General features: G+C 73.5%; 7 protein-coding genes. 3 read left to right on the top strand and 4 right to left on the bottom strand.

From position 1 onward, the window contains the following. Positions 1 to 361: 361 nt before the first annotated feature. On the bottom strand, positions 362 to 910 hold the full coding sequence (locus ACZ516_RS21260; RefSeq protein ID WP_358589841.1) for a MarR family winged helix-turn-helix transcriptional regulator: 549 nt from the start codon (positions 908 to 910) through the stop codon (positions 362 to 364). A 122-nt stretch (positions 911 to 1,032) separates the two neighbouring features. On the opposite strand from ACZ516_RS21260, the gene ACZ516_RS21255 reads away from it, so the two are divergent. Further along, complete coding sequence (locus tag ACZ516_RS21255) at positions 1,033 to 2,319, top strand: MFS transporter (protein ID WP_361081479.1); 1,287 nt, start codon at positions 1,033 to 1,035, stop codon at positions 2,317 to 2,319. A 24-nt stretch (positions 2,320 to 2,343) separates the two neighbouring features. Here ACZ516_RS21255 and ACZ516_RS21250 read toward each other — a convergent pair whose 3' ends face one another. Together ACZ516_RS21250 and ACZ516_RS21245 are read right to left on the bottom strand one after the other, a co-directional pair. Beyond that, the gene (locus ACZ516_RS21250) at positions 2,344 to 4,014 is read right to left on the bottom strand and encodes an ATP-binding SpoIIE family protein phosphatase (protein ID WP_469011353.1); all 1,671 of its coding nucleotides are present in this window, start codon (positions 4,012 to 4,014) and stop codon (positions 2,344 to 2,346) included. 186 nt (positions 4,015 to 4,200) lie between these two features. Continuing rightward, positions 4,201 to 5,559: an NAD(P)/FAD-dependent oxidoreductase gene (locus tag ACZ516_RS21245; protein WP_361081473.1), complete on the bottom strand. Its 1,359-nt coding sequence runs from the start codon at positions 5,557 to 5,559 to the stop codon at positions 4,201 to 4,203. A 372-nt stretch (positions 5,560 to 5,931) separates the two neighbouring features. Between ACZ516_RS21245 and ACZ516_RS21240 the strand changes: the two genes are divergently transcribed. Continuing rightward, complete coding sequence (locus tag ACZ516_RS21240) at positions 5,932 to 6,705, top strand: TetR/AcrR family transcriptional regulator (RefSeq protein WP_358589832.1); 774 nt, start codon at positions 5,932 to 5,934, stop codon at positions 6,703 to 6,705. A 193-nt stretch (positions 6,706 to 6,898) separates the two neighbouring features. Further along, a complete protein-coding gene (locus ACZ516_RS21235) occupies positions 6,899 to 8,842 on the top strand; it encodes a sigma-70 family RNA polymerase sigma factor (protein WP_469011352.1) in 1,944 nt (647 codons plus the stop codon). Here the strand turns inward: ACZ516_RS21235 and ACZ516_RS21230 are convergent. Beyond that, entirely contained in the window at positions 8,822 to 12,184 is a 3,363-nt protein-coding gene (locus ACZ516_RS21230) for an AfsR/SARP family transcriptional regulator (protein ID WP_469011351.1), read from the bottom strand. The genes ACZ516_RS21235 and ACZ516_RS21230 overlap by 21 nt on opposite strands. Between the last annotated feature and the right edge of the window lie 30 nt (positions 12,185 to 12,214).

Raw genomic sequence — 12,214 nt, 5'->3', positions numbered from 1 at the left:
CGGTTCCCGCTCCGGCCTTTCGGCTTTCGCGTTTCCCTTTCCGGCGGTTCCGACTCTATCAGATCCTTTCGGGCCTGATTCCCGGTCAGAGCGGGCTGTCTTCGCGACTGTTGGGCCGTTCCGACGTCTCAAACTCTAGCGGGTTTTCCCGGCGACTCATAATCGGGTCTCGGATTGAATTCGGGCATGCCGAATGCGTTCCGTTGGGAGGTCGTGCTGAGTTTGTTTTGCCGCTTACCAGCGGCGGAAGGTGCTACCGCAGAACCGTTACGGCCCCGTGGCAACCCGAAGAACCTTACGGGCCCTGCGGATGACTGTCAACCCCACACTGTGCCCGCAGGTCAGTGCGTCAAACGGGGGGTCAGTCCAGGTCGTTGAGGCGGCCGCCGGCGTCCGGCTGGGCGTGCTCCACCCGGCGCAAGAGGCGGGTCAGCAGCTCGTCCAGGACTCCGCGCTCGTCGGCGGAGAGATCCTGGAGGAGGTCCTCCTCGAAGACCGTGGCCAGGCGCATCGCCTCCAGCCACTTCTCGCGGCCCTCCGCCGTCAGCTCCACGATGACGCGGACGCGGTTCGTCTCGTCGCGGTCGCGCGTGACCAGGCCCTCCCCCACCATGCGGTCGATGCGGTGGGTCATGGCGGCGGGCGTGAGGCCCAGGCGCTTGGCCAGGTCGCCGGGGCCCATCTGGTACGGGGCGCCGGAGAGGACGAGGGCCTTCAGGACCTCCCACTCGGCGTTGCTGATGTCGAGGGTCGCGGTCTGCCGGCCGTAGGCGACGTTCATACGGCGGTTCAGGCGGCCGAGGGCCGAGACGATCTTCTCGACCTGGGGGTCGAGGTCCTGGAACTCCCGCTGGTACGCGGCGATCTGTTCTTCAAGTGTCGGCTCGCTCGGGCCGGGGGTGTCACCCATGGCCGCAGTATGGCACGCCCCCAGTTGTCATTGAAGTCCTTCGGTGTGTACTGTTTAGACCCTAACTTTAGCTTCGAAGTCTTCACTTCTAACTCCTAAGGCAGGTGAAAGTGACCAGGGCGATGGGCGCAGCGATGCGTCGTATCCAGGCAGGCAGCGCGCTGAGCGCGTTCGGCATCGGTTTCACGGTCCCGTTCCTCTACGTCTACGTGGCGCAGGTGCGAGATCTCGGGGCCAGTACGGCGGGCATCGTGCTCGCCGCCTTCGCCATGGCCGCGCTGGTCGTCCTGCCCATCACCGGCCGCGCCATCGACCGGCGCGGTCCGCTCCCCGTACTCGTGGGCGCGGCGGGCGTCGCCTCCGTGGGCGCGCTCGCGCTCGGTGTCGCCGGGAGCGAGACGACCGCGATCCTCTCCGCGGCCCTGCTCGGCGCGGGCACCGCGGTCATGCAGCCGGCGCTGGCGACGATGATCGTCTGGTCCTCCACGCCCAGCACCCGCACGCGCTCCTTCGCGATGCAGTTCTTCCTGCAGAACCTGGGCCTCGGCATCGGTGGCCTCATCGGCGGCCAGATCGTCGACGAGGACCGAGCGAGCAGCTTCACGCTGCTGTTCTCCATCGAGTCCGTGATGTTCCTGGTGCTCGCGGCGATCGCGCTGACCGTGCGGCTGCCGCACGCGCCGGCCATCCAGGACGCGATGCCCAAGGACGCCTCGGCGCCGCGCGGCGGGATGCGGGCGCTCCTTGAGCACAAGGCCATGGTGCAGCTGTGCGTGCTCGGCTTCGTGATCTTCTTCGCCTGCTACGGGCAGTTCGAGTCGGGGCTCTCCGCGTACGGCGTGGAGGCCGCGGGGATCACGCCCTCCACGCTCGGCATCGCGCTCGCCGCCAACACGGCGGTGATCGTCCTCGCCCAGTTCGCCGTCCTGAAGTTCGTGGAGCGCCGCAAGCGGTCCCGTGTCATCGCGGCCGTGGGTCTGATCTGGGCCTTCGCGTGGGTCCTCGCGGGGTACGCGGGGCTCGGGCACGGCAGCCAGGAGATGGCCACCGCCGCGTTCGTCTCGACGTACGCCCTGTTCGGGCTCGGTGAGGCGATGCTGTCGCCGACCGTCGCGCCGCTGGTCGCGGATCTGGCGCCGGGCGGCATGGTCGGGCAGTACAACTCGGCCTTCGCCCTGGTGAAGCAGCTCGCCCTCGCGGTCGGTCCGGCCGTCGGCGGGCCGATGGGCGCCGCGCTGCACCTCCCGTACATCGTGACGTTCGTGCTGTTCTCGCTGGGCATCACGGTGCTCGCGGTGCGGATGGGGCGTGGGCTCACCCCCGTGCAGAACCAGCCCTCGCTGGCCAAGAGCCCGGTGGTGGCGCAGGGCGGCCCTACCGCGGCCGCGCCCGCCACGGCGGACGCGTAACCGTCCGCCACCGCGTGGCCCGCGCTACTGGGGGAGCGCGAACTCGCACCAGACGGCCTTGCCGCCTCCCGGTGTGCGACGCGAGCCCCAGTTCGACGCGATCGTGGCGACGATGGCGATGCCGCGTCCCGCCTCGTCGGCCGGCTCGGCGCGGCGGCGGCGCGGCAGGTGGTCGTCGCCGTCGGTGACCTCGATGATCAGGCGGCGGTCGGTGCGGCGCAGACGCAGCCGCATCGGCGGGGTGCCGTGCTGGAGGGAGTTGGCGACCAGTTCGCTGGCGGCCAGGACGCCGAGGTCGTGCAGTTCCGGGGAGAAGCGCCAGCTGGCGAGGACGCCGGTGGCGAAGGCACGCGCGCGTGGGGCGGCCTCCACGCCGCCGAGCAGCTCCAGGGCGGCGTTGCGGAACAGCTCCGCGTCCGGGCCGGTGCGGGCCGGGTGCTGGAGGACCAGGACGGCCACGTCGTCGTCGTGGTCGGCGGTCACCCCGAGGGCGCGGATCAGGCGGTCGCACACCACCTGCGGGGTGCCGGTGGCGCCGGCCAGGGCGCGCTCCAGGGAGGCGACGCCTTCGTCGATGTCCTCGCTGCGCCGCTCGACGAGACCGTCCGTATAGAGGACGGCGGTCGAGCCGGGGCCGAGCGGCAGGGAGCCGGAGGTGTGCAGCCAGCCTCCCGTGCCGAGCGGGGGGCCGGTGGGTTCCTCGGCGCGGTGGATGATGCCGTTCTCGTCGCGTACGAGGATGGGCAGGTGTCCCGCGGAGGCGTAGAGGAGGCTGCCCTCGTTCGGGTCGTGGATGGCGTAGACGCAGGTGGCGATCTGGCTGGCGTCGATCTCGGCGGCGAGGCCGTCCAGGAGCTGGAGGACCTCGTGCGGCGGCAGGTCCAGGCGGGCGTAGGCGCGCACGGCGGTGCGGAGCTGGCCCATGACGGCCGCCGCGCGCACGCCCCGGCCCATCACGTCGCCGATGACGAGGGCGGTGCGGCCGCCGCCGAGGGTGATCACGTCGTACCAGTCGCCGCCGACCGCGGCCTCGGTGCCGCCGGGCTGGTAGGTGGCGGCGATGCGCAGGTCGTCGGGCTGTTCGAGTTCCTGGGGCAGGAGTGACTTCTGGAGGGTGACGGCCGTCTCGCGCTGGGCGCGCTCGCTGGCGCGCAGGCGCTCGGCGGCCTCGGCGTGGTCGGTGACGTCGGCGGCGAAGACGAGGACGCCGCCGCTCTGCCCGGCACCGGCCGCGCCGGTGGTCCCCGGGAGGTTCACGGGGGTGCAGGTGAAGGTGTACGAGCGGCCGCCGGACGTGCGGCGGGACTTGACGGTGCGCGGCTTCGCGCTGCGCAGGACCTGGTCCAAGAGGGGCAGCAGGCCGAGCTCGGCCAGTTCGGGCAGCGCCACGCGCGCGGGTTCGCCGAGGGGGCGGGGGCCGAAGGCGGCGGCGTAGGCGTCGTTGACGTAGGCGACGCGGTGGTCGGCGCCGTGCACGAGGGCGACGAGGGCGGGGACGCGGTCGAGCACCTCGCGGACCGGCAGCTCGTCGATGCCGTCGGCGGGCGTGGGCCGTGCTCCGGCGGAGAGCCGCTCGGCGCGGGCGGCGGGGACGGAGCCGTCGCCGCGCGGGGACGGGGAGGTCGTCTGGTCGGTCCGCGCCGCCGCGCGGCGCTGCGTTCCGGGGAGCCGGGCGCTCCAGCGCGTGAAGTTCACTGCGGTAGGCCTCGTGGTGTCGCTTCTGGATCGGGAACACAGCTTGTCGAGGGCGGACGGTCCCGTGGGTCGGCCGTGCGGCCGGACCATGGTCACACGGACAGTCTTGCCGACCGGACTGACATCCGTGGGTGCGGACGGACATCCATCAGACGTGGGGCCCGCGCGGGGAGTTCCTGCCTCCGGTCAGGAGGACTCCTTCGGGCGCCCTCCACCGGCCGCCAGTTCGAACTCCGCACGGGGGTGCTCCAGCGAGCCCAGGGAGACGATCTCGCGTTTGAACAGGCCGGCGAGGGTCCATTCGGCGAGCACCCGGGACTTGCGGTTGACGGTCGGCACTCTGCTCAAGTGGTAGACGCGGTGCATGAACCAGGCGGGGTAGCCCTTCAACTTGCGTCCGTAGACGTGGGCGACGCCTTTGTGCAGGCCTAGGGAGGCGACGGAGCCCACGTACTTGTGCCGGTACTCCTGGAGCGGCCGCTCGCGCAGGGTCGCCACGATGTTGTCGCCGAGGACCTTGGCCTGGCGCACGGCGTGCTGGGCGTTGGGCGCGCACTCCTTGCCGGGTTCGGCGGCGCTCACGTCGGGGACGGCGGCGGCGTCTCCGGCGGCCCACGCGTGCGTGGCGCCCTCGACGGACAGCTGTGCGGTGCACTTGAGGCGGCCGCGTTCGTTCAGCGGGAGGTCGCAGGCGGCGAGCAGGGGGTGCGGTTTGACGCCCGCCGTCCACACGACGGTGCGGGTGGGGAAGCGGGCGCCGTCGCTCAGGACGGCCACGCGGTCCTCGCAGGAGTCAAGGCGGGTCTCCATGCGTACGTCGATATTGCGCCGTCGCAGCTCGCGCACCGTGTACCGGCCCATCTCCTCGCCGACCTCGGGCAGGATCCGCCCGGAGGCCTCGACGAGGATCCACTTCATGTCCTCGGCCTTGATGTTGTGGTAGTAGCGGGCGGCGTAGCGCGCCATGTCCTCCAGTTCGCCGAGCGCCTCCACGCCCGCGTAGCCGCCGCCCACGAAGACGAAGGTCAGAGCCGCGTCGCGGATCGCGGGGTCCCGGGTGGAGGAGGCGATGTCCATCTGTTCGATGACGTGGTTGCGCAGCCCGATGGCCTCTTCGACGGTCTTGAAGCCGATGGCGTACTCGGCGAGGCCCGGGATGGGCAGGGTGCGCGAGATGGAGCCGGGGGCGAGGACCAGTTCGTCGTACGTGAGGTCGACGGCGCCGGTGCCCTCCTCCTCGGTGGCGAGCGTGGTGAACGTCGCGGTGCGCTTGGCGTGGTCGACCGACTCGACCTCGCCGATGATGACGCGGCACTGGTCGAGGACGCGGCGCAGCGGCACCACGACATGGCGCGGCGAGATGTTGCCGGCCGCCGCTTCGGGCAGGAACGGCTGATACGTCATGTACGGCTCGGGCGTGATGACCACGATCTCGGCCTCACCCCGCTTGAGCTCCGGCTTCAGCTTCCGCTGGAGTCGCAGTGCGGTGTACATGCCGACGTAGCCACCGCCGACGACGAGAATGCGCACAGGTTCCGTCACCATCCCATGACGCACCCGGCTCCGGAGTTTGTCCACAGGCCCGGCAATTTGTGTGACCGGGGAGGGTGCGGCGGGCGCGCTCGGCGGCTCGCGGCGGCGTAGGAAAGGTGCGCAGGTCAGCGGGTGTCAGGGGGGTATGCGCGGGGGGTGCAATAAGGCCTGAACCGGTGCGTACTCCGATCGGGGGGCGCTCCGTGCGGAACCCACCCCTTCTGAATTGACTCAGGCTCAACTATGTTCGTGGGACGTCGGGGTGTCGGGGGACGCGCTCGTCGAGCCGGGATTTCCGGGCTCACGGAAGCGTTCGCTCCGCACACGCCGGTTGCCAATGGCGGGGAGTGTCTCCGGGGGGAGACGTCATTACCGGGGGAACGCATGCACATTCAGGAGACTCACTGGACTTCCGCGTCCGTGTCGGCGTCAGCCGTCGGCACCAGCGGGAACGGACGTGACATGGGGGAAGGAGCGCGTACGACGCCACTGCGGGTCGACGCACAGCGCAATCTGGAGCATGTACTTCGCGCGGCCCGCGAGGTCTTCGGCGAGCTGGGGTACGGCGCGCCCATGGAGGACGTCGCGCGCCGCGCCCGGGTCGGCGTGGGCACCGTCTACCGCCGCTTCCCGAGCAAGGACGTGCTGGTCCGACGGATAGCCGAGGAGGAGACGTCCCGGCTGACCGACCAGGCGCGTACCGCGCTCGGGCAGGAGGACGAGCCGTGGTCGGCGCTCTCGCGCTTCCTGCGGACCTCCGTGGCGTCGGGCGCGGGGCGGCTGCTGCCGCCGCAGGTGCTGCGGGTGGGCGTCGAGGACGGTGTCCAGGAGGACGGGGCGCGGGTGCCGCAGCAGCGGCAGTCGGTCTCCGGGGCCCCCGAGCTGCGTCTGGTCGAGCAGCGTCAGGCGCCCGCCGAGGAGTCCGCTTCCGCCGCGGTGAGCGACGACGCGGGGGCGGCGACGCTCCTCGATGTCGTCGGGCGCCTCGTGGAGCGGGCCCGCGCGGCGGGTGAGCTGCGGCCGGACGTGACCGTCTCCGACGTCCTGCTGGTGATAGCGACGGCGGCGCCGTCGCTGCCGGACGCGGCGCAGCAGGCCGCGGCGTCGTCGCGGCTGCTCGACATCCTGCTCGAAGGACTGCGGTCGCGCCCGTCCTAGGGCCCACGGCGGAAGGCTCAACTCCGGTACGTTCAGGGCGTTGAGCCTTCCCCGAATGGGTGAACAGTAGTGCTCCATTCCGGGGAATCACCCCGGACGAGTGGTTGCCCGTCATCACCCACGGCCTGAGCACGGCTGTGTGTCACTCTGTGCCGGTGTTCTGGTCCGAGTGTGCAACCGGGGGCGTTCCGCGATGAGTGGTGACGGTCGGGACGAGCCGTCCACAGGCTTCGGCGAGGAAGCGTCCGCGGCGGGCGGCACGGAGACCGAGGGGCCGCCCACCCGCCAGGTGCCGCCCCAGGGCGGACCGGGGCCCAGCGTGCCGCCGCAGCGCGAAGGCGGCACGGGCACCGCGGCCGCCGACGGGGCAGGGGCGCACTCCGACGCCGATCTGATCACCCGGATGCGGGCGGGCGACGACTTCGCGTACGAGGAGCTGTACCGCAGGCACGCCGAGGCGGTCCGCCGTTATGCCCGCACCTGCTGCCGTGACGCCCACACCGCCGACGACCTCACCGCCGAGGTCTTCGCCCGCATGCTCCAGGCCGTGCGCGGCGGCAGCGGGCCCGAGCACGCGGTGCGCGCCTATCTGCTGACCACGGTCAGGCGCGTCGCCGCGGGTTGGACGAAGTCGGCGAAGCGGGAGCAGCTGGTCGAGGACTTCGCGGTGTTCGCCGCGCAGGCCGCGCGCGGCACCGACGCCTCGGACGAGACCGTGTCCATGGCGTCCATGGCGTCCTTCGGAGCGGGCCTGGAGCTGGGCGCGGACGTCCGCGCGATGCACGAGGCCGAGCAGTCGATGGCCATGCAGGCCTTCAGGAGCCTGCCCGAGCGCTGGCAGGCCGTGCTCTGGCACACGGAGATCGAGGAGGAGTCCCCGAGCGAGGTCGCCACCCTCTTCGGCCTGGATGCGAACGGCACGCGCGTGCTCGCCAGCCGCGCCCGCGAGGGCCTCAAGCAGGCCTACCTCCAGGCGCACGTCAGCGCCACGCTCACCGAGAGCGAGGAGTGCGCGCGCTACGCCGACCGCCTCGGCGCCTACGCCCGCGGCGGCCTGCGCTCCCGCGCCGAGCGAGGCCTGCGCAAGCACCTGGCGGAGTGCGCCAAGTGCCGCCTGGCGGCCGGGCAGATCGAGGAGGTCGCCAGCGGCATCCCCGCGGTCGTGCCGATCGCCGTCATCGGCTGGTTCGGGGCCGCCGGGTACGCGAAGGTGGCCGCGCTCGTCGGGGGCGGCACGGCCGGCGCGGGTGCCGCGGGAGCCGCGGGCGCGGCCGCCGTGAGCGGGTCCTCCGGAGGGTCCGCAGCGGGCGGTGCCGCCGCCGAGGGGCTCGGCGCGCCCGCCAAGGCGGGGATCGCGGCGGGTGTCGTCGTGGCCGCCGGGGTCGCCGCCGCGCTCGCCCTCACCGGCGGCGACGCCAAGCCCGAGGCCGACGCGCCGCCGAAGGCCGAGGCACCCGCGGTGTCCGAGTCGGCCGCGCCGCACGAGGCGACGCCCCCCGCATCCGGGCCGACACCGCCGCCGCCCGCGCCGAAGCCCACCCCAAAGCCGCCGTCGCCGCCCCCGCCCGCGCCGAAGCCCCCTGCCAAGGACAGGCCCGAGCCCCGGCCGAAGCCGCCCCCGCCGCCCCCGGAACCGGCACCCGCGCCGCCCGAGCCCAGACCCAGACCGACGCCGAAACCACCACCGCCACCGCCGCCCGCCCCGGCGGTCTACCAGTGGAGCGAGCTGCGCTACGGCCTGGTCGGTGACGGCACCAAGCCCGAGATGCGGCTGGCCGAGAGCAGCTGGGTGTGGCAGCGCAAGGGCCTGAGGATCGCCGGCAGGCAGTACTCCCACGGCGTGACCGTGCACGGGGAGTCCTCCGTGACGATCGACCTGAACCGCCGCTGCTCGACGTACGACGCCCTCGTCGGCATCGACGACATGACGATGGGGCTCGGCAGGGTGCGCTTCTCCGTGTACGCGGACGGGGCGCGGCTGTGGCGCTCGCCGCTGGTCGAGGGCGGTGACCCGGCGGTGCCGGTCAGCGTGAGCCTCGCCGGCCGCAAGACCGTCCGGCTGGTCGTCGAACCCCACTCGCCCTTCCACGCGGTGACCCTCGCCGACTGGGCGCAGTCACGGATGCGCTGCGCCTGACCCGGTCCGGGGCCTGCCGCGGGGCACCGCCCCGGACAGTTCCGTGAGCGCCTCCTCGGTCGTCAGGGTGCTGCCCGCGGCGCGCGCCGCCTCGTGGCACCGGGCGCCGAGCGCGGCCGTCGCGGCGGCCGCGACGCGCTCGGCGGCGGTCGACTCGGGGCGCGGCCGCGGGCTGCCGCCCCGCAGGCGGGTGCCGACCGCGAGCAGCCGGGCCGCCCGCGCGTGGTCGCCCAGTTCGCTCACGAGCGCGGCGCCGTGATCCACGAGCGAGGCGACGACGACCTCGGAGCACCGGGCGGCCAACGCCTCCCGCAGCGCCTCGGCCAGTTCGGGCACCCCCGCCTCCGGGCCGGACTCGGCGGCGATGACGCGGGCCTCCACGCTCCGCAGGGCCACGGTGAACTGCGGCGGCGGTGTCCCGTACACCGTCTCGTCGCGGGCGGCCGCGCACAGCTCGCGGGCCGTGGCCGGGTCGCCGTCGTCCAGGGCCATCAGGGCGCGCAGCAGCCGTACGTATGCGCGTGAGTCGGTCACACCGTGCCGGTCCGCCTCGTCGCTCGCCTCGTCGAGGGCCTTCACCGCGGTGGCCCGGTCGCCCTCCCGGTAGGAGATCTCGGCGAGCCTGGCCATCAGGAACGGCGTCTCCGCGTAGGCGCCCACTTCGTAGGCGAGGCGGAGCGCTTCCTCGTAGGCGGCGCGGGCCTCGTCGTGGCGGCTGCGGGCCATCGCGGCCTCGCCCGAGGCGCTGTGCACCTGGGCGCTCATCCACCGGTCGCCCACCCGACCGCTGAGCGTGCGCAGTTCGGCGAGGTCCTCGTCGACGCCCGAGAGGTTGCCGTTGGTGTCGATGGCCATGTGGGCGCGGAACATCAGGATGACGCACAGCTCCCACTCCCCGCCGTGGCGGCGGCAGTTGTCGACCGTGGCGTCCAGGGCGGGGCGGGCGTCCTCCATCGTGCCGCCGGTGAAGAAGATGGTGAACGGCCAGATCAGGCCGGGGAACTGGGCGGACTGCGGGACGGGCCGGGCGAAGACGGCGCGGACCCGCTCGACGTACTCGCCCCTGGTCCAGCCCTCCTGGTCCGCCGGCGCGTCCGCGGGGCGGGACTCCGTCAGCAGGAAGAGGTGCAGCAGCCGCAGCTTCATCCACGGCCAGTAGAGCGGGTCGTCCGCGTCGGGCAGGGCCGGGATGCCGTCGGGCGAGGCGGGGCCCGGGGCCAGCTCCAGGATGCGGCCCATCCAGTCGCATCCCTCGCGCCGGAAGTTGCGCAGCCACCAGAACCAGCCGGTGTCGACGGCCAGCGCGATCGCCGTCCGCGTGTCGCGGGTCTCGATGGCGTGCTGGAGGGCCGCGCGGATGTTGTCCAGCTCCGTCTCCAGGCGGCCGAACCACGGCAGTTGCTCCGAGCTGCGCAGCAAAGGCTCGGCCCGCTCGACCATCGCGCGGAAGTACGCGCTGTGGCGCCGGGCGGCGGCCGCGAGCAGGTCCGGGGTCTCGGCGGCGCGCTCGGCGGCGTACTCGTGGATGGTCTCCAGGAGGCGGTAGCGCATGCCCGCGTCCTCGGGGCCGGTGTACGGGACCGCCACGATCAGGGACTTGTCGACCAGGGCGCCGATCAGTTCCGTGGCGGGCCCGGTGCAGATCGCCTCGGCGGCGGGCAGGTCCCAGCTGCCGGCGAAGACGGAGACCTCGCGCAGCACGGTCCGCTCGGCCTCACCGAGCAGGTCCCAGGACCAGTCGACGACGGCGCGCAGCGTCTGCTGGCGGGGCAGGACCGTGCGGCTGCCGCTGGTCAGCAAGCGGAAGCGGTCGTCGAGGCGGTCGGCGATCTGGCGGGGGGTGAGCAGCCGGAGGCGGGCCGCGGCCAGTTCGATCGCGAGCGGCAGGCCGTCCAGGCGGCGGCAGATCTCGGCGACGGCCCCGGCGTCCTCGTCCGGGGCGAAGCCGGGCCGCACCGCCGTGGCCCGCTCGGCGAACAGGCGGTGCGCCGGGTCGGGCGGGAGGGGCTCCACAGGGCGCACCGACTCGCCCGGCACGCCCAGGGGTTCGCGGCTGGTGGCGAGGATGGTGAGGTCGGGGCAGTGGGTGAGGAGCGTCTCGGCCAGCCCGGCGGCCGCGTCGATCACATGTTCGCAGTTGTCAAGGATCAGGAGCAGGCCGCGCGGGGCGCAGTACTCGACGAGCAGCGTGACCGGATCGTCCTGCGGGGCGGTCAGCTCGCTGGTCATCAGCACGGTCTCGCGCAGCCCGAGCGCGCTGACGACGGCGCCCGGCACCGCCTCGGGGTGGTCGAGCGGGGCCAGCTCGGCCAGCCATGCCTGCGGATGCCCGGCGGCGGCTTCCTCGGCGAGGCGGGTCTTTCCGGAGCCGCCCGGTCCGGTGAGGGTGACGAGGCGGGCCCTGTGCAGATCCGAACGGATGGCGGTGAGTTCGGGTTCCCGCCCGACGAATGACGTCAGACGGTTGCGGATGTTCCCCTTCCGCTCATGCCGCTCATGCCGCTCGGGCCACTCATGCCGCTCGGGCCGGTGCGGCTGCCCGGGATGCTCGGGCCGTTCCGCCCGCTCGGACCGCTCGGCCCGCCCGGCCCCCGGTAGGGCGGCGGCGGGCGCCGAGGACGGGCCGGCCGGACCGAGCAGTTCCGCGTGCAGTGCTCGCAGCTCCGGCCCGGGATCGGTGCCGAGCCCGTCGGCGAGGGCGCGGCGCGCGTCCTCGTAGGCGTCGAGCGCGTCGGCGCCGCGTCCGGCAGCGCGCAGGGCGCGGATCAGGAGCGCGCGCAGCTGCTCGTCGTAGGGCCGCGCGGCGGTCAGTTCCCGCAGCTCGGGTACGACGTCGCCGGCGCGGCCCAGCAGCAGGTCCGCCGCTATGCGCGCGCGGAGCGCCTCGGCGCGCCGGGCCTCGGGGCGCGCCGCCGCGGTGCGGTCGGGCAGGTCGGCGAGGGCGGGGCCGCGCCACAGGGCGAGCGCGTCCCGCAGGATGCGGGCGGCCGGCGCCGGGTCGTCGCGGTCCAGGGCCGCCCGGCCCTCGCGTACGAGGCGCTCGAAGCGGTGCAGGTCGACGTCCTCGGGGGCGGCGGCGAGGCGGTAGCCGCCGGGGACGGAGGCGACGGCGTCCTTGCCGAGCACGCGGCGCAGCCGGCCGACCAGGGCCTGGAGGGCGGCGGGGGCGTCGGCAGGCGGGGTGTCGGCCCAGATCTCGTCGATGAGGGCGCCGACGGTGACCGTACGGCCCGCGTGGAGCGCCAGCGCGGCGAGCAGGGCACGCAGCCGCCGCCCTCCCACGGGCAGGAGGGCGCCTTGGTCGTCGTACGCCTCGGTGGCGCCCAGGATTCCGTACCGCACCGGGTCATTCTCCCTGTCGGGGCGAGGTAA

This window comes from Streptomyces sp. NPDC034037 (genome assembly GCF_055575715.1).
Note: the sequence above shows the minus strand (reverse complement) of the source record. Positions and strands in the feature narration are given on the sequence as shown.